At 48.7% G+C, this 18,588-nt stretch carries 16 protein-coding genes; 3 read left to right on the top strand and 13 right to left on the bottom strand.

What is annotated here, in order from left to right; translation table 11 throughout:
• Positions 1-49: 49 nt before the first annotated feature.
• The 8 genes from HMPREF2696_RS00275 to HMPREF2696_RS00240 all read right to left on the bottom strand — a co-directional run bounded on the left by HMPREF2696_RS00275 (position 50) and on the right by HMPREF2696_RS00240 (position 11,566).
• Entirely contained in the window at positions 50-1,549 is a 1,500-nt protein-coding gene (locus HMPREF2696_RS00275; protein ID WP_004519688.1) for a DegQ family serine endoprotease, read from the bottom strand.
• Between the two features lie 245 nt (positions 1,550-1,794).
• Complete coding sequence (hemA, locus tag HMPREF2696_RS00270; RefSeq protein WP_003684306.1) at positions 1,795-3,048, bottom strand: glutamyl-tRNA reductase; 1,254 nt, start codon at positions 3,046-3,048, stop codon at positions 1,795-1,797.
• 147 nt (positions 3,049-3,195) lie between these two features.
• Positions 3,196-4,059 carry an RNA polymerase sigma factor RpoH gene (rpoH, locus tag HMPREF2696_RS00265; RefSeq protein ID WP_004519690.1) on the bottom strand — a complete coding sequence of 288 codons (864 nt, stop codon included), beginning with the start codon at positions 4,057-4,059 and terminating at the stop codon, positions 3,196-3,198.
• A 279-nt stretch (positions 4,060-4,338) separates the two neighbouring features.
• Positions 4,339-5,886, bottom strand: coding sequence for an apolipoprotein N-acyltransferase (gene lnt / locus HMPREF2696_RS00260; RefSeq protein WP_004519692.1), 1,548 nt, complete (start codon positions 5,884-5,886; stop codon positions 4,339-4,341).
• A 55-nt stretch (positions 5,887-5,941) separates the two neighbouring features.
• The gene (locus HMPREF2696_RS00255; protein WP_070587427.1) at positions 5,942-6,808 is read right to left on the bottom strand and encodes a DUF808 domain-containing protein; all 867 of its coding nucleotides are present in this window, start codon (positions 6,806-6,808) and stop codon (positions 5,942-5,944) included.
• A 111-nt stretch (positions 6,809-6,919) separates the two neighbouring features.
• The gene (locus tag HMPREF2696_RS00250) at positions 6,920-8,302 is read right to left on the bottom strand and encodes a TolC family protein (RefSeq protein WP_039862103.1); all 1,383 of its coding nucleotides are present in this window, start codon (positions 8,300-8,302) and stop codon (positions 6,920-6,922) included.
• 63 nt (positions 8,303-8,365) lie between these two features.
• Positions 8,366-10,303 carry a MacB family efflux pump subunit gene (locus tag HMPREF2696_RS00245; protein WP_004519695.1) on the bottom strand — a complete coding sequence of 646 codons (1,938 nt, stop codon included), beginning with the start codon at positions 10,301-10,303 and terminating at the stop codon, positions 8,366-8,368.
• 81 nt (positions 10,304-10,384) lie between these two features.
• Positions 10,385-11,566, bottom strand: a complete 1,182-nt coding sequence (locus HMPREF2696_RS00240; RefSeq protein WP_004519696.1) for an efflux RND transporter periplasmic adaptor subunit — start codon at positions 11,564-11,566, stop codon at positions 10,385-10,387.
• Between the two features lie 289 nt (positions 11,567-11,855).
• On the opposite strand from HMPREF2696_RS00240, the gene HMPREF2696_RS00235 reads away from it, so the two are divergent.
• Positions 11,856-12,278: a type IV pilin protein gene (locus HMPREF2696_RS00235; RefSeq protein ID WP_004519697.1), complete on the top strand. Its 423-nt coding sequence runs from the start codon at positions 11,856-11,858 to the stop codon at positions 12,276-12,278.
• A gap of 117 nt (positions 12,279-12,395) precedes the next feature.
• Here the strand turns inward: HMPREF2696_RS00235 and nusB are convergent, their stop codons facing one another.
• The 3 genes from nusB to HMPREF2696_RS00220 form a co-directional block, all read right to left on the bottom strand.
• A complete protein-coding gene (gene nusB / locus HMPREF2696_RS00230) occupies positions 12,396-12,824 on the bottom strand; it encodes a transcription antitermination factor NusB (RefSeq protein WP_004519698.1) in 429 nt (142 codons plus the stop codon).
• A gap of 120 nt (positions 12,825-12,944) precedes the next feature.
• Positions 12,945-13,424: a 6,7-dimethyl-8-ribityllumazine synthase gene (gene ribH / locus HMPREF2696_RS00225; protein WP_003748562.1), complete on the bottom strand. Its 480-nt coding sequence runs from the start codon at positions 13,422-13,424 to the stop codon at positions 12,945-12,947.
• A 93-nt stretch (positions 13,425-13,517) separates the two neighbouring features.
• Positions 13,518-13,841, bottom strand: a complete 324-nt coding sequence (locus HMPREF2696_RS00220) for a DUF2185 domain-containing protein (RefSeq protein WP_039862122.1) — start codon at positions 13,839-13,841, stop codon at positions 13,518-13,520.
• Positions 13,842-14,095: 254 nt separating this feature from the next.
• On the opposite strand from HMPREF2696_RS00220, the gene rnc reads away from it, so the two are divergent.
• Positions 14,096-14,815 carry a ribonuclease III gene (gene rnc / locus HMPREF2696_RS00215; RefSeq protein ID WP_003683027.1) on the top strand — a complete coding sequence of 240 codons (720 nt, stop codon included), beginning with the start codon at positions 14,096-14,098 and terminating at the stop codon, positions 14,813-14,815.
• A gap of 64 nt (positions 14,816-14,879) precedes the next feature.
• Positions 14,880-15,809 (top strand): GTPase Era, encoded by a 930-nt coding sequence (gene era, locus HMPREF2696_RS00210; RefSeq protein ID WP_036493257.1) that lies wholly within the window; start codon positions 14,880-14,882, stop codon positions 15,807-15,809.
• Between the two features lie 54 nt (positions 15,810-15,863).
• Here era and coaBC read toward each other — a convergent pair whose 3' ends face one another.
• Both coaBC and HMPREF2696_RS00200 read right to left on the bottom strand, forming a co-directional pair.
• Positions 15,864-17,042, bottom strand: coding sequence for a bifunctional phosphopantothenoylcysteine decarboxylase/phosphopantothenate--cysteine ligase CoaBC (coaBC, locus tag HMPREF2696_RS00205; RefSeq protein WP_070587424.1), 1,179 nt, complete (start codon positions 17,040-17,042; stop codon positions 15,864-15,866).
• Positions 17,043-17,086: 44 nt separating this feature from the next.
• Complete coding sequence (locus tag HMPREF2696_RS00200; RefSeq protein ID WP_004519703.1) at positions 17,087-18,316, bottom strand: tetratricopeptide repeat protein; 1,230 nt, start codon at positions 18,314-18,316, stop codon at positions 17,087-17,089.
• Positions 18,317-18,588 lie beyond the last annotated feature (272 nt).

The raw sequence follows: 18,588 nt of genomic DNA, 5'->3' as shown, positions 1-18,588 counted from the left end.
GATGGGTATTTTATCATTTAACGCATCATCATGCCGTCTGAAAATCTTGCTATTGCAGATTTAGCGCGAGGAACAAAGTATTGCCTTCGCGTTGTACCAAAAGCGGTACGTTTTTGCCTGCGCTTTCCAATGCGCTACGGAAAGTGGATTCGTCATTGACGCTGATTTGGCTGACGGCAATAATTTCGTCGCCGCGTTTGAGGCCGGCACGTTCGGCCGCACCGCTAACGCGCAGAACGATTAAGCGTTGTTTGCCGTCTGCGTTTTCAACCTGCAAAGTTAGGCCTGCATTTTCAACGGTAAATCCGTCATGGCCGCCTTCGTGTTGCGGGTGTTCGGCTTCTTTTGCAGAAGTTTCCGTTTGTTCGGCTGCGCTGCCAAGTTTGACTTTGACATCGGTTTGTTTGCCGCCGCGCCAAATGCTCAAAGTCACTTCTTTGCCCGGCATCATCGAGCCGACCATGACCGGCAAGTCGCTGGAGGCACGGACTTCTTCTCCGTTTACGCTGCGGACAATATCGCCGACTTGCAACCCGGCTTGTTGCGCTGCGCTGTTCGGCATGATTTTGGCAATCAGCGCGCCGCTTGCTTTGTCCAAACCGAAAGATTTGGCCAAATCGTAAGAAACTTCTTGGATAACCACGCCTAATTGACCGCGTTGGACTTTGCCGTTGGCTTTTAATTGATCGGCCACATTCATGGCAACATCAATCGGAATGGCAAACGAAATGCCCATGAAACCGCCGCTTCGGCTGTAAATTTGCGAGTTGATGCCGACTACTTGGCCGCGGAGGTTGAATAACGGGCCGCCTGAGTTGCCGGGGTTGATGGCAACGTCGGTTTGGATGAACGGCGTGTAGTTTTCATTCGGCAGGCTGCGGCCTTTAGCGGAGACGATGCCTGAAGTTACGCTGTTGTCAAAGCCGAAAGGTGCGCCGATGGCGGCTACCCATTCGCCCGGTTTCAAATCTTTCGGATTGCCGATTTTGACAACCGGCAAGTCTTCTTGCGGCTCAATTTTTAAGAGGGCAACGTCGGATTGGGCGTCTGAGCCGACCAGTTTGGCCGTGTATTCGCGTTTGTCGTTGAGCAGGACTTTGATATTGCCCATGCCAGCAACCACGTGGGTATTGGTCAGGATATAGCCGTCTTTGCTGATGATGAAGCCGGAGCCGAAATTCAGATCGTCGCTTTCGGTATCTTCTTGCGGCATGTCTGGCATATTGGGAACAAGGCGTTTGAAGAACTCGTAAAACGGATCGTTGTCGGGAAATTGGCTCAGGTCCATGCTGTGGTCGTCATCCGGTGTCGCAGAGCGTTTTGCCGGTGTCGCTTGAATATTGACGACGGCCTGTCCTTCGTTTTGCACCAGTTGGGCGAAGTCGGGCAACAACATACCGACTTTTCCGTCATCGGTATTGGTTTCAATACGTTGAACGAGTTCTTTGTTTTCGTCTTTGTCGAAAAAGGTGCTGACTTTGTCGCAACCTGAAAGAAGGGAAGCTGAGAGGACAGCAAGGGCCAGATATGTGTTTGTTTTAATATGCACGAAAGTTCCTTTTGCCGGTGCCTATCGTATTGTCGGCATGCGTTTGAATCGGCAGGCAGTTTTATTGTTTGAATGCTGTTTAAATGTATAAGGTAGGATTTTTACACTTTAACGGTTTTTTTTCAAGCATTTCATTTTAAATGAAAAAATGATAATTGGGATTTTATTGTTTTAAGGCCGTCTGAAAACTTTTGAATATGACCTGTCGGTCGGTTCGCTTTTTTCAGACGGCCTTTAAATTGTGGTCAGTCGTGTTGATCCAAATGGTAGATCTGTGCCACGGCATCGATTAATTCGCTGTTGTCCGAGCCAGCTTTATTGAGCGTGCGTGTCGGAGAGTGGAGCAGTTTGTTGGTCAACTGAATGGAGAGGCGTTCGAGGACATCCTCGGCGGATACGCCTTTTGCCAGTTGCTTCATGGCATTTTCCAATACTTGGCGGCGTGCACGTTCACCTTCGTCGCGCAAGGCGCGGATAAGCGGAACGCTTTGGCGGTTTTTCTGTAGGCGGATAAATTCGCTGACTTTTTCTTCCACCATGCTTTCAGCCGCCGCCGCTGCTTTTTTGCGCGCATCTTTACCGCTTTGGACAATGTCCATCATGTCGTCTACGGTATAGAGATATGCGTCTTCCAATTCGCCGACTTCGGCTTCGATATCGCGCGGAACAGCCAAATCCAGCAGGAAAACAGGCATGTTGTGGCGTTTTTTCAATGCGCGTTCGACCATGCCTTTGCCGACGAGTGGGAGTTGGCTGGCAGTGGAAGAAACAACCACGTCGTAATCGTGAAGAATATCGGGCAATTCGTTCAGCAGGCAAGCTTCGGCGTTGACACCGAGTTTGTCGCACAATTCCTGCGCGCGCTGGTGTGTGCGGTTGGCAACGGTAATGAGCTTGGGATTTTTGGCGGCAAAATAAGTAGCCACCAGCTCAATCATTTCGCCTGCGCCGATAAAAAGGACGTTCAGATCAGAAATGGAAGGGAAGATTTGCTCTGCCATTTTGACCGATGCAGAAGCCATGGAGACGGAGTTTTCGCCGACAGCAGTGTCGGTACGCACTTCTTTGGCAACGGCAAAGGTTTTTTGAAACAGGGCGTTTAAGTGGGTGTTGATGCTTTCCTGTTCTTGCGCAACGCGGACGGCATCTTTGATTTGACCGAGAATTTGCGGTTCGCCCAAGACCATGGAATCTAAACCGCAGGCGACGCGGAAGGCGTGGCGGACGGTTTCATTATTATCTAAGGTATAGAGGTAAGGGCGGATTTCTTCGGCAGGCAGGTCGTGATATTGTGCCAACCAGTCGATGATTTTTTCGGTTTCGCCGACGCAGTAAAGCTCGGTGCGGTTGCAGGTAGAAAGAATGACTGCTTCTTCCGCCGCCTCACTACGCGCGAGGTTGGACACGGCATCCGGCAGATTTGCAGCTGCAAATGCCAGTTTTTCGCGTATGCTCAAGGGCGCGGTTTGGTGATTGAGTCCGACGACGGTAAGTTGCATGGTTATGGTATGACTGGGTAGTGTGTGTGGTGGGTATTATAGCTTAAGTGGGCTTTAAAATGAATGTGTTGGGGGAGAAGATGCAATGAGGTTTGCCATCGAAAAGGCCGTCTGAAAAGATTCAGACGGCCTTTTATCAAGAAAGGCTTAAACGGCTTCAGCTTCTTCTGCCAAGAAACCGCGCAGTTTTTGCATAGCTTTGGCTTCGATTTGGCGGATGCGTTCGGCAGATACGCCGTATTCGGCAGCCAATTCGTGCAGGGTCAAACCGCCATCGTCTTGCAACCAGCGGCTTTCAACGATACGGCGGCTGCGGTCGTCCAGTTGTGCCAAGGCGTTTTGCAGACCTTCGGTTTGCAGGGCGTAGTGGGCTTGTTTGGACAACTGGCGGCTAGGCTCTGCATCGTGATCGGCCAACCAGTCGATAGGGGCGAAGTTGTCTTCGTCATCGTTGTTTTCTGCCATGATGCCGATATCGTGACCGGTCATGCGTTGTTCCATTTCCAAGACTTCGGACAATTTGACGCCCAAATCGTCGGCGATTTCTTGCGCTTCTTTTGGAGACAAGGCATTCAGGTTTTTACGCATGCTGCGCAGATTGAAGAACAGTTTGCGTTGCGGTTTGGTTGTGGCAACGCGGACCAAACGCCAGTTGCGCAAAATGAATTCATGGATTTCGGCTTTAATCCAATGCACGGCAAACGAAAACAGGCGCGCGCCGCGGCTCGGTTCGTAGCGTTTGACGGCTTTCATCAGGCCGATATTACCTTCTTGAATCAGGTCGGCTTGGTTGAGGCCGTAGCCGTCGTAACCGCGTGCAATGGATACGACGACGCGAAGATGAGACAGAATAAGCTGTTTGGCGGCGTTGAGATCGCCTTTTTGTTGACGTTCGGCCAGTTGTGTTTCTTCTTCGGCAGTCAGCATGGGAATGCTGTTGACAGTATGAATGTATTGCTCGAGGCTACCGTTGCCGCTGTGGATAACGGGTAATGCAAAAGCTTTATTCATAAAGGATACTCTCCTTGATTGGGCCGTCTGAAAACGGCTTTTTGTTTATTGTGTGACAAGCAGTATAACACTGCCTGTGGTTTGTTTTGTTATGGGTTGGATTTTTTCTGTAAATTAACGATAGATCCAATAGTTTTTACTGCTTGAATCGCAAGGGTTGATTGTCTTAGAAAATTTGAGTGATTTGCTAGGTTTTGGCTAAGTATATTACAAACATTTCTGTATGTAAATAGTTTTGGTGATGAAAAAGACCTTGTATAACAAGGTCTTAAAAATTTTTTATTCTGGTTTTTTCCGGCCAATCAGGATAAGGAATACGCCGATAACGGCCAAAATGCTGATAAGCCATGTTGAGCCGCCTGCTTTCATATAAGGCGTTTCGCCGATATAGCCTTTAACGTGGCCTTCGAGGACGGTTTCTGTATCCGGTTGGGCTTCGGCAACAATCGTACCTTTAGGGGAAATAATGGCGGTCGCGCCGGTATTGGTGGCGCGAACCATGTAGCGGCCCAGTTCCATTGCACGCGCTTGGGACTGTTGAAGCTGCTGGTACATGGCATTGGACTTGCCATACCACGCCATATTGCTGATGTTGGCAAGCAAGGTGGAGCGTTTCGCCGTTGCAATGAGTTCGTCGCCGAAACCGTCTTCATAGCAGATATTGAAGGCGACTTTTTGATCTTTCATCACCAAAGGCGCTTGGTTGTCGCCGCCTTTTTGAAAGTCGGCCAAAGGCATATCCATCATTTTATAGAGGCGCTCGGTAATGGTGGGCAAGGGCTTGTATTCGCCAAATGGAACGAGGTGGTTCTTGGCGTAGTAGGGGATGGTATCGGAAGTGCTGTTGTGATAGTCGCTCAAATTGATGACTGCATTTTCGTAGCCGTTGCCGTCGGGCGTATATTGGCTGATACCGATGGCCAACGCGCTGCCGTTGCTTTGCGCTTGCTCGGCGAATTGTTCCAAGATGCCTTCGGGCAGGTCTTGGCGCATCAGTGGCAGGGCGGTCTCGGGCAGGATGACGATGTCAGCACTGGTTTTGCTGATTTGTTCGTAGTATTTCTGAATGGTTGGGATGATTTGCTCTTCTTTCCATTTCAGATTTTGCTCGATATTGCCTTGAATCAGGGCAACCGTGCTGGTGCTGCCGTCAGGGCGGGTGTATTCGGTTTGTTGGGAAATGTAGCCGACGGAGCAGAGTGCAACGATAAGGAATAAGGGCAGGAGGCGGTGTTTCAGACGGCCGTGGTTGTCAATCAGCAACACCAGCCATGCGCTGAGAAAAGCGGTTGCCAGCGTGACCATATGAATGCCGCCCAAAGGCGCGAAGCCTGCCAACGGGCTGTCTTTGATGATTTGGGAATAGCCGATTGCACCCCAGCCGAATCCAGTCAGGAAACGTTCGCGGGCAAATTCTGCCAGCGTCCACAAAATCGGCAGCAGGAGGCCGGTTTTGGCCCAGCGCGACAGGTTGCATTTTCTCCACACCCAAAAACAGATGGCCGGATAAAGCGCAAGAAATGCCGGCAGCAGGAAGGTGAGGGGGATGGCGTATGAATCCGGCAAACCCGAAACATCATGCAAGGCAGTGTGTATCCAATAAAACTGCGCCGTATAACCGATTAATCCGAACAGATAGGCAGTCATGACGGCAAAGCGTGGACGCAATTCAATCAGGCGTATCAGCGCGCCAAACAACAGCGGCATCAGCCAGAAATGATAATACGGGGCGAAAGTGAACGGTGTCGCGGCGGCAATCAAGATGACCAGCGGCCAGTAAAGCAGCGGATGTTGCCAATATTGTTCGAGTTTACGGAAAATATTCATGCTTTAAATGGTATTGAGGCCGTCTGAAAAGTTTTCAGACGGCAGGGAAACAAAATCAGTCTTTTTGAAACAATTTCATTGCAGGCAGGACGATTGCGCAAGCCAATGCACCGGCGGCTACTCCGACCACCAAGTTGGCGATATGTTCCATCATGCCGCTGTCCCAATGCTGTGCGTGGAGGAAATCGTGCAAAAAGCCAAGGTTGTGGGTGATCAGTCCGCCGCCAACCAAGAACATCGCCAGCGTGCCGACAATGCTCAAGCCACGCATAAACCAAGGCATAAATGAAATCAAACTGCGTCCGATACCTTGCACAGCAACGCTTTTTTGGCGCATCAACATCATGCCGAGGTCGTCAAGTTTGACGATAATGCCGACCAAACCATAGACCAATGCCGTCATGCCGACACCGATGGCGGCCATAACCAAAGAACGCGTCATCAGGTCATATTTTTCAACAACGCCCAGCGCGATAATAATAATTTCGGCGGAGAGGATGAAATCTGTGCGGACCGCGCCTTTCACTTTTGTTTTTTCGTCTGTGACTTCAGGCTTGGCATCGTGTCCGTCTTCGTGTTCATTGCGGTGCAAGAATTTGTGCAACAGTTTTTCCACGCCTTCAAAACACAAATAAACACCGCCGATCATCAACAAGGGCGTAATCAGCGCTGGCAGGAAAGCGGAAAGCAACAGTGCAAGCGGCACCAGAATCAGCTTATTGACCAGAGAGCCTTTTGCCACCGCCCAAATAATCGGCAATTCGCGCTCGGCGGATACGCCGGTTACCTGATTGGCGTTGAGCGCCAAATCGTCACCGACCACGCCGGCGGTTTTTTTTGCGGCGACTTTGGTCATCATCGCTACGTCGTCCAAAACGGCGGTAATGTCGTCCAAAAGCGTAAAGAGAGAGGCGAAGGCCATAATGTTGTCCGGATAAAATCAAATAAACGCGCGATTATATATGAAAATTCAGTTGCTTGAATGGTTTCAGACGGCCTTTGACGGAAATTAACCAAAGGCCGTCTGAAAATGCTATTTCGGCGTATAACGTCCAGCCATGGCTTTATACACCATATTTTCGTATTTCAAGGCTTCATAGCGTTGGTTCAGTAGGTTTTGCGCCGAGCTGTATTCCGAATTCAAAGCCTCCAGCCAGTCTTTCAGCTCGTTTTTACCGTGTTGGTAGCGTACTTGATAGTAATGGCTGTTTTTCTTGTCCAACTGATAACGCTGTTCTTGATTGGCAAGGCTGGCCTGCGCGTTTTTGTAGGCAAGGTAATTGGTGTTGACCTCGTTGAGCGCGGTAGTCAGGGCTTTTTCAAAATTCAGCTTGGCACTGTCCATCTCCGCTTGTACGGTTTTGTCTTTCCATTTCATGATCTGCCAATTAAGGAAAGGCAGATTGATGGTGGCCGATCCGCCTAACATAGGGATATTGAACGTGCTTTTCGCTTTATCGGAAGACGTACTCAAACTTGCGCCCAAAGTAATCGACGGATACCAACTGCGTTTTTGCGCGTTGACCGATTGCTGCGACGCCTGCAGGCGGTATTCGGCGGCGCGCAGGTCGGGGCGGTTGGCTAAAACGGTAATCGGTACGTCCAAGTTCACGCCTTTGACCGGCAGCAGGCGGAATTGTGCCGGATCGGCGGCCATGTTTTCAGACGGCCTTAAATTCAATAAATTACGCAAAACCTGTTTTTGCGTATCCAAATTGTTTTGCAAAGACAACAGGCTGTTTTCTGCGCTCAGCAATGACTGTTTGGCTTGGGTCGGCTGGCTTGAGTCGGCTCGGCCGTAGTGGAACTTGGCATTCGCAATGCGGTTGATTTCCTGGTATTGCTTCAGCGATTTTTTCGCCAACTCGATGGCTTCGTTCAGGTAGGAGATATTGAAATACGCATCGGCGACATTATTAATCAAAGTCAGGCGTGTATTGGCCATGTCTTCATGCGTGGCTTGGTATTCCCATACCTGCGCATCGGCAGTGGCACTGAGTTTGCGCCACAAATCCAATTCGTAGCTCAAACCAAGCTGGCTGCTGAAGGTATTGCCATGGCTGCCGGTTTTCAGGTTTTTAGAAGCGTTCGCGCCCAACGATCCGCTGAACGAAGGCACCAAATCCGCGCCCAAAATATTGGCTTGATACAAAGCTTTGTTGACGCTGATGGCGGCCTGTTTCAAATCGACATTGTTCGCCAGCGCCTGCTCCATCAGCGCATTGAGCTGCTGGCTTTGGTAGATTTCCCACCAGTTGCCGTTTACATCGTAGCGTTCGGCAGTTTCCGCCGCGCTCATGACTTGGCCGGTCGCTTCCAGCGTCAGGTTCGGATTGGCTTTAGGCGCGGCGCACGCACTTAGGGCAAGGGCAACAGCCAATGATAAGGCTGCTTGGGAAAAAGGTTTCGTCTTCATAAAAAATCTTTCGGGTAACAGCATTTCAGACGGCCCTAAAATAATAGGCCGTCTGAAACATAATCAATCCTGAGCCAGCGCATCAATCGGGTTGAGCTTGGAAGCCTTGTTGGCAGGCATAAAGCCGAACGCGACGCCGATGGCGGTGGAGCAGACGACTGCGCCGATGACGGAAGTCATGGAAATGCTCATTGGGAAGTCGGTAACAAAATAGTTGAACACCAGGCTGATGCTTGCGGACAGCAATACGCCGGACAGGCCGCCGATGATACAGATTAAGACGGCCTCAATCAGGAACTGTTGCAAAATATTGTTGCGGCGTGCGCCGATTGCCATGCGAACGCCGATTTCTTTGGTGCGCTCGGTAACGGAGACCAGCATGATGTTCATCACGCCGATACCGCCGACCACCAAAGAGATGACCGCGATGGAAGAAATCAGCAGCGTCATGGTGCCGGTTGTGCTTTCCACCATTTCTTTGATGCTGTCGCTGTTGTTCATAAAGAAGTCTTCTGTACCGTGGCGTGCTTTCAGCAGCTCGGTCAGGCTTTTTTCGGCAACCTGTGTGTTGGCATCGTCTTTGATTTTGACAACGATGGAGTTGGTATAGCTTTCGCCGGTAATTTGGTGCATGACCGTTGTATAAGGCGACCAAAGCATCAGCGAGTCGGAATTGCCAAATGAGTTGTCATCCTTTTTCATAATGCCGATGACGGTTAGCGGACGTTTTTTGAAAAGGATGGTTTTGCCTAAAGGATTGACACCTTCGCCGAAGAGTTTGGTTTTGGTGTTTTGGTCGATGACGACAACTTGGGCATCGGTTTTTACATCGTCATCATCAAACAGACGGCCTTCTTCCAATTTCAAACCGCGCACGTCGAAATATTGTTCGCCTACGCCGTAAAGCGAGGCGGTCAGGTCGGTGTTGCGGTAGGTCAAGGTGCCGCTGGAGTTGGTTTGAGGGGTGGCGGAGGCGACGTAACTTTGTTGGCTGATAGCTTTTGCGTCATTAATCGTCAGTGTCTTGATCCGTCCGCTTCTACGGTCGCCAAAACCACGGCCGGGGAAGATACTGATGGTGTTTGTGCCCATCGAGTTGATGTCTTCCAAGATTTTTTGTTGAGAACCATTACCCAAGGCCACTACCGATACTACCGAAGCGATACCGATGATAATCCCCAGCATGGTCAGCAGCGAACGCATTTTGTGCGCCATAATCGCCTGTACCGACATTTTGAATGCTTCCATAAATTGATCGTAATAAAACGACCAGGAAGCTTTTTCTTTAATCCTCTCCACTTTGCTTGGCGGAATATCGGGATTTTTAGACGTATCCGAAATAATCTGACCGTCGCGAATTTCGATGACGCGGTTTGCATTTGCCGCAATGCCCGGATCGTGGGTAACCATAATCACGGTATGCCCGTCTTCGTGCAGCTTGTGGATGATTTCCATCACATTTTTACCGCTGGCGGTATCCAATGCGCCGGTTGGTTCGTCGGCAAAGATGATTTCGCCGCCGTTCATCAACGCGCGGGCAATCGAAACGCGCTGTTGCTGCCCGCCGGAAAGTTCGCTGGGTTTGTTGCCTTCTTTATTTTGCAAACCCAAATCGCCCAACAGTTTTTCCGCACGTTCCGCGCGCTCTTTGCTGTCCATGCCCATATATACGGCAGGCAGGGCGACGTTGTCCCGGGCGGTCAGCGAACTTAACAGGTTGTAACGCTGGAAAATAAAGCCGAAACGCTCACGGCGCAAAGCCGCCAGCTCATCCGGCTGCATTTGCGATGTTTCGATGCCGTCGATTTGATAAGAGCCGGAAGTGGCGGAATCCAGACAGCCCAAGATATTCATCAGCGTTGATTTGCCCGAGCCGGATTGGCCGATAATCGCCACAAAGTCGCCTTTTTCAATAGAAAGGCTGACATCTTTCAATACATGCACACGGTTTTCACCGCTACCGAAAAAACGGTTGATATTCTTACATTCGATTAAACTCATAATCTTTCCGGGCGAAAAATAGACATACAGAAACCAAGGCCGTCTGAAACACAGCCAAACCTTTCAGACGGCCTTAATCAATCAGCGGGGAGGGCCGCCGCCCATCATCGCGCGTTCGCTGCTCTTATTCTTTTCGTCTGCGCTCATTTCAGAAACGATTACTTTTTCGCCTTCTTTCAAGCCGCTTTTGATTTCGGTATTCATACTATCTTTCAAACCGACGGTTACTTCGCGTTCTACCGCTTTATTGTCTGCACCCAAAATGCTGACATAGGATTTACCGTTATGTTTTTTTACAGTCAGCGTCGGTACCAGTAAGACATTCTTCACGCCGTTGATTTCAATCGTGTTTTGAGTGGTCATGCCGATGGAAAGTTTGCCGTCGGAATTTGGCACCAAGGCGCGGGCATAGTAGTAAATCGCATTGGAAGTTGTGTCCGTGCTGCTGGTGTAGCTGCCCAAAGACATGGTGGTCAGGCCGGGGTCGACGCTGTCCAATTTCGCTTTAATCGGCGTGTCCGGCTCGGACAAAATGGTGAACGAAATATCCTGACCGGCTTTGACCTTTGTGATGTCGCCTTCTGCAATCTGCATTTTGTTCAACATGGTTTCCAGATTGGCCAGCTGGATAATGGTCGGCGTAGATTGCGCCGCATTGACGGATTGGCCTTCTTCAACAGGAATGGCGACCACGGTTCCGTCCATGGTGGCGGTAATCCGCGTGTGTCCCAATTCGGATTCGGCCGTATTGATGGAGATTTTGGATTGTTTGATGGAGGCCTTCAGTTCGGCGACATTGGCTTTGGCTGCGGCTAAAGAGTCTTGTGCAGATTCCAAATCTTCTTTGGAAGTGGCTTGTTCTTTCCATAAGGCAAGTTCGCGCTTATATTTTTTCTCCGCACTGGAAAGCGCAATTTCGGCAGAAACCAATTTTGCCTGATAAGTTTCCAGTTTGGATTTTTCGGTATTTAAGGTATTGAGCTGATTGGTTGAGTCGATTTCTGCAATCAAATCGCCTTTTTTCACTTGTTGGCCCAGTTTCACATACAGTTTTTTAATCTGGCCTGAAGCTTCCGCGCCTACGGATACCAAATTGGAAGGCGAGATTTCGCCGGTTGCCGATACGGTTTGACGGATATCGCCGAGTTTGACCACTTCCGTAATAAAAGAAGACTGAGGCTCAGGCTTCATCAAAGACCAGCCGCCGAAAGCCGCAGCCACGATAACAGCCGTACCGGCCGCCCACTTGAAAACTTTAGACATATAAAAGGAACCAATTCAATAAAATAACGTCGCAGACAAGCAACCAATGTATTGATAGAAACAAAAAAACAACTGGATTTTACTGTAAAGACCAAGACCAACCAAGAGACGGTCAACTTAAATTGAAGTTTAACTTATTGAAATAAAAAATAAAAGGATGAAGATATTTTTCAGAACTTGTACCTCGTTTACATAAATTCCCAAACTCCCTCCGAATCTGAACATTTAAGCCGCAAGAAAACGACTATAATATTCATGTCTTATTCCAATTATTAACGACACAAATAAAATGAAACACCAACAAGGCTTCACGCTTATCGAGCTGCTGATAGTCGTTTTGATTGCAGCCATTCTCGCTACCATCGCCTATCCGTCTTATCAAAACTACATCCGCCAAACGCGTCTCGCATCCGTCCGCACACAGATGCTGCATAATGCCCAACAACTTGAACGCTACTATACTCAAAAAAGTACTTTTGTAGGGTTTCCTACCGAAAATTTGCAGCAGAATCAATATTTCAATATTAGTTTTTCCGAAGGTACGGATTCTATGCCTGATCCTTCCGATTCAGGTTATATTTTGAAGGCTGTACCCAATAGAGAAACCAATGCCGATGAAACTTGTACCGTTTATTACAACGACAGCGGTATCATCTGGGCAAACAGTGATAAACAAAACTGCCCCGGTTATGAAATACCAAAATCGGAATAAATCGAAATATAAAAGGCCGTCTGAATTTTAGACGGCCTTTTGGATGGTTTGGCTGTATAAGCACATTAGCTTATACAGGGCAAAGATTGGTAATCCCGGCCCGATGTGAAGCCCATCTTAGCCTTTGCGGCGCGGTTCGTCAGGGCGGATGCGTGAAGCCAGTTGGTCGAGGATGCCGTTGACGAATTTATGGCCGTCGGTGCCGCCGAAAGTTTTGGTGACTTCAATGGCTTCGTTGATGATGACAGGATAGGGGGTCTCAGGCATGGTGCTCAGCTCATGGCAGGCAACCAGCAAAACGGCGCGTTCGATAGGGCTGAGATCTTTCTCGTCGCGGTCGAGCAGGGGGCTGATTTTTTCCATGTATTCTTCGGCATGGGTTTGCGCGCCGAAAAACAGTTTGTTGAACAGCTCTTCATCCATATTGGGCGCTTGGGACAGTTCGCGGATGTTTTTGGCGATTTCGGGAGCGGCTGTTTTGTTGATGCCTGCTTGATAAATGGCTTGTACGGCAAGCTCGCGTGCGCGGCGGCGTGGGCTTTTCATGGGTATTCCTTGTGAAGAGGGTGCCGATGGTTGTCGGCTGAATATTGAATGATTCAGACGGCCTCAATGTCATGATTGGGAGGCCGTCTGAAAATATGCGGTATTCAATACGGGGAGAACTTATTCTTCGTCGTCTTCGTATTGTTCTGACAAAAGATGGTTGACCAAGTTGGCACATTCTACGGCAACTTTGGCGGCATCGGAGGCTTTTTCTTCGATGCGTGCGACGGCCTGTTCGTCGTTTTCGGTCGTCAGGATGGCGTTGGCGATCGGGATGTTGTAATCAAGGGCAACGCGGCTGACGCCTGCGCCGGATTCATTGGATACCAATTCAAAGTGGTAGGTTTCGCCGCGAATGACAACGCCGATGGCAATCAGGGCATCGAATTGTTCGGATGAAGCGAGGTTCATCAGCGCGATAGGCACTTCAAGCGCGCCGGGGACGGTGGCAAGCGTGATGTTGTCTTCGGCTACGCCCAATTCTTTTAAGGTGCGGCAGCAAACTTTGACCATTTCGCTGCCGATTTCGTTGGTGAAGCGGGCCTGAACGATGCCGATGCGCAAGTTGGTACCGTCGAGGCGGGGTTCGATAATGTTCATGATGATTCCTTCAATATTGGTGAAATAGGGATTCGGCTCGGTTTCAGACGGCCTGGTTATAGGGAAGGCCGTCTGAAACGAAATGGGGATGGATTATTCTTGCGGCTGCCAATCGGCAACGGCTTGGAACTCGCCGTCTTCGTTTAATTCCCACGCGCTGCCTTCTGCCTGAGTCAGCAGGGGCGCGATGTCGGGATTGTCTGCGGTAATGGCGGAGAGGCTGACAATGCTGAAGTTGTCGGGATTGTCGGTGTATTCGTCGGTTTCGTCGCCGCTGAAAATACGCCAGCCGCTGTCGTTTTCAAATACGGGGGCTTCGCGGTAGAGGAAGCCGACGGGTTTGCCTTGTTCGGCGACGGTGTTGGTAACAATGCAGCGGTCGAGCGCTGCGGCCAATGCTTGGGCAAATTTGTTCATGGAGTTGGCAAAGAGATGATTTGGCATGATTTTACACGATTCGCCGCTTTTCCGCACGGATGTGTGCAGGGTCGGTTTGATGGTACAATGTCGGCAAGTGCCGTCAGGTTTGAACATGACGGCTTTTGATTGTTTATCGGCTTGAGGGACGCAAGAAACAATGAGCCAAAATAAAAAAGTTGCCGGTGTAGCCTTTTTATTTTGTTTCACTGCGGATGAGGCGTGCTTTCCGGCTGTTTTTTTGAAAGTATGGAATGAAACCTGATTTGCTCAAACAGCAGGCGCATCGAGCGATTCAAAAGCGTCTGGGCTATGAGTTCCGCAATATGGAGCTGCTTCAGCAGGCTTTGACTCACCGCAGCTACAATGCCAAACACAATGAGCGTTTTGAATTTGTCGGCGATTCGATTTTGAACTATTCAGTGGCGCGGATGTTGTTTGACGCGTTTCCGAAATTGTCGGAAGGCGAGTTGTCGCGGATGCGCGCGGCTTTGGTGAATGAAGGCGTATTGGCTGAAATCGCGTTGGAAATGAATGTCGGCGACGGTTTGTATTTGGGTGCCGGCGAGTTGAAGAGCGGCGGTTTCAGACGGCCTTCGATTTTGGCTGACGCAATGGAGGCGATGTTTGCGGCGGTCAGCTTTGACGCTGATTTTTCTGCGGCGGAAAAAGTGGTTCGCCATTTGTTTGCGGAACGCGTGAAACGTGCGGATTTGAATATCGGCAAGAAAGACAGTAAAACCGCTTTGCAGGAAGCCTTGCAGGCACGTCGCTTTGCCCTGCCGAAATACCGAATCGAAGAGCAGGCGGAGCAGACGGCTGATGCGATGTTTGTGATTTCCTGTGATTTGGGCGAACTCGGTTTCATCTGCAATGCACGCGGCAGCAGTCGGAAAGTGGCCGAGCAAAAAGCGGCATGTGAAGCTTTAGAGTGGTTGGAACAGAAGTTCCCTTTGAAAAAAGCTAAAAAATGATACTTCAGACGGCCTTTGAAAAAATGCAAAGGCCGTCTGAAACAATCAAGAAAGTCATATATAAATGGATATCGAAACCTTTTTGCAAAACGAGTCGCAACACCCGACGGATTATCGTTGCGGCTTTGTGGCCATCGTGGGTCGTCCGAATGTCGGCAAATCCACGCTGATGAACCATTTAATTGGTCAGAAAATCAGTATTACCAGTAAAAAAGCACAAACCACGCGCAACCGTGTAACCGGTATTTACACCGACGACACGGCGCAATTTGTGTTTGTCGATACGCCTGGTTTTCAAACCAATCACCGCAATGCCTTGAATGACCGTCTTAATCAAAACGTAACCGAAGCGTTGAGCGGCGTGGACGTGGTGGTTTTTGTGGTGGAAGCCATGCGCTTTACCGATGCGGACCGCGTGGTGCTGAAGCAGTTGCCTAAGCATACGCCTGTGGTATTGGTGGTCAATAAAATCGATAAAGATAAAGCCAAAGACAAATTTGCGCTTGAGGCTTTTATCAATGAAGTGCGCCAAGAGTTTGAATTTGCCGCCAGCGAGGCAGTCAGCGCGAAACATGGTCTGCGTATTGCCAATTTGCTGGAATTGCTCAAGCCGTATCTGCCGGAAAGTATCCCGATGTATCCGGAAGATATGGTGACGGATAAATCCAGCCGATTTCTGGCGATGGAGATTGTGCGCGAAAAACTGTTCCGTTATTTGGGCGAAGAGTTGCCGTATGCGATGAATGTTGAAGTGGAGCAGTTTGAGGAAGAGGAAAGCGGACTGTTCCGCATTTATATCGCGGTGTTGGTCGATAAAGACAGCCAAAAGGCGATTTTGATTGGCAAGGGTGGGGAGAAATTGAAGAAAATTTCTACTGAAGCCCGCCTTGATATGGAAAAATTATTTGATACCAAAGTCTTTTTGAAGATTTGGGTGAAAGTGAAATCCGGTTGGGCAGACGATATTCGTTTCCTGCGCGAATTGGGATTGTGATTTAATGTGTTTGAACAAAGGCCGTCTGAAAAATTTTCAGACGGCCTTTTTTTATCAAGCCAACAACTCAGTCAGACGTTTGACGATTTCATCCGCTGCTTGGCGTTTGGATGTTTCCGGAAATGAGGTTTCGGCAAGGTCATCAATAATGGTGATTTGATTGGTTGGTTTGCCCATGGAAACGGAAACTTGGTTGGCTACCAGCATCGGTACGTTTTTGCGCAAACGTTTTGCCCGAGCAAATTCCAAAACCTGATGGCTTTCGGCAGCAAAGCCGACGCAGAATGGTCGAGAAGGTAGGGCGGCAACGGATGCGAGAATATCCGGATTTTCCGTCAGTTCGATAATTGGAGGCTGATTGCCGTTTTTCTTCAGTTTCTCGTTGCTGCTGTTTTTGACTTTATAGTCTGCAACGGCTGCAACGGAAATAAAGACATCTTGCTCATGGATATGGCGGTGAACTGCCTGATACATGGCTTCTGCGCTGACAGCTTGTTCGGAATGAGCCAAGCCTGCTGGCAAGGCCATCTGAATTTGACCGTAAATCAGCGTGACTTTCGCTCCGGCAGCACGGCACGCACGTGCTAAAGCCATGCCCATTTGTCCGCTGGAAATATTGGTAATGCCGCGGACAGGATCGATGGCTTCAAACGTTGCGCCGGCTGTAATCAGAACTTTTTTGCCGCTCAATAGCTTGGGTGTCCATAAATCCTCTAACAAATCTGCCAGATCGACCGCTTCGACCATTCTGCCGGTACCTGTTTCGCCGCAAGCCTGTTCGCCGCTGTTTGGGTAAAACACGGTAATGCCGTCTGAAACCAGCTGCTCAATATTGCGCAGGTTGGCAGGGTTGTTCCACATTTCGACATTCATTGCAGGCGCAACGGCCAAAGGACATTTTCTGGCTGCGGCCAAAGTAGTCAACAGGTTGTCAGCCAATCCGTTGGCAATTTTGGCGATCGTATTGGCAGTGGCTGGTGCAATAAGAAATGCGTCAGCTTCACGCGTCAGATTGATGTGCGCCATGCCATTATTGGAAGTGCCTGAATAGGTATCCGATAAAACAGGGTTGCCGGTTAAAGCTTGGAAAGTCAGTGGGGAGACAAATTTCGTCGCAGAATCTGTCATTACCACTGATACAGAATGTCCTTGCTTTTTCAGCAGTCTGACCAGTTCGCAAGATTTATACGCCGCAATACCGCCGGTAATGCCGAGGAGAATGTGTTTGCTCATAAATAATGGGTTCATTAAATGAGGTATATAGGAATCAAATCAAATTAGATTTGTTCGATGTTGATCCTGGCCAGTTTTGCTTTAATCGCATTGCCATATCTCTTCGGTAAGAATGCTGAAACCACCCCGTTTTTCACTTCAGTCACATAACTGCAGACTTTAAATTCAGGAACAACATTGAGCGAGTAGTCCGGATTGACCAAAGGCGAAGCACTGGAGTACAGCGTCCATCTTGCCAGACTGCCGTCTTCATAATCAGTCGTTGCATTAAAGCTGGTGACCCCTTCGCTGAAAGCGATTTGATAATTAGAGTAGAACTCGCCGGGAATTTCGTGTGCATTACAGAAATCAAATAATCTGTCATGTGCAAACAGATTCTGACGGATATAGGCCCACAATTCTTTTTCTAGAAAATCTTGGTCGGCAAAATGCCTGGAAGGATAGCCCTCGTCGACAAAGTTTTGAATCCTTTCCTGCATATCTGGGACTGCGCCCGCTTTAGCGCCCCACATACCCGCAAGAATTAGGGCAGTATGCGAGCCCGAGTCACGAATAGTGTGGAATAGTGTACCACTTTTTATCCATTCGGATACGGCCGCTGCATCACGATAACAAATAATAGAATCTGCATCACGGAAAATAACGTATTCAACCTCGGGATCATTGATGGCAAGAAAGCGCCACATCGTACCCGGCCAGTTGTCCAATGGAGCGCCAACCTTAATCACTTCTGCACCGTTATTTCTAAATCGTTGAATAGCTTCAGCCGATACAGAATCGTCAATATAAAAACGACATGTCCAACCGGGGAAAAGTACAGGAGCAAGCTGGGTGTTTAAGACGGCAGGCTCAATATATTTGGAATTATTGCCAAATAAAGAAAAGGAGATAATCCGTTTGCCGTTTTTTGGAGCTGATGTCGGAATTATTTCATGTTCTAGGTCTGGGATGGCTTTGTCTTTTAGAACCAAAGCCTGATGACCGTAAAACCCGGTTTTTTCCCAATTATCTAGGGCGCCGTAAGCATGGGCAAGTAAATCCAAAGCAGGAATATAGGTGCTATCCAGCTCTAACGTTTTCATTTCAGCCTCAATGGCTTTTTCCCATTTCAACTGCTTCAGATAGGCATAAGCAACTTTGTGATGAAATTCGACAGATTGTGGATTGAGAAGGCAAAGAATCTCGGCACGTTTTAGCGCTTCCTCGTAATTTTCCTCTTCGATAAAAGAGTGATATGCTTGTTCAAATTTTTGTTGAATCTTTTCGTTATTCATAATAGGGACTATTCTAAATTTATGATTGTTTTATTGGAGAAAGTAGAGATTGTAAGAGTAGATGGGACTAAAGCGCCAGTAGTATAGAGATATAGAGTGTTTGAATGTGGCAATTAAGAGTAAAACTGCAGGACTATTTATCTTTGGATATCTGTTTTATCTATCGAACGATAAAATCCAATAAATTTTAAATTATTTAAATACAGATAGTTGTGAAAAAATTTTAATTTTTTTGAAGTTGGGTGTTGACTGGTTTTGTAGGTAGGCGTATA

It is taken from the genome of Neisseria sp. HMSC058F07, from assembly GCF_001810035.1.
Lineage (GTDB): Bacteria > Pseudomonadota > Gammaproteobacteria > Burkholderiales > Neisseriaceae > Neisseria > Neisseria perflava.
The sequence above is the reverse complement of the archived record's forward strand: the minus strand, read 5'-3'. Positions and strand labels throughout refer to the sequence as shown.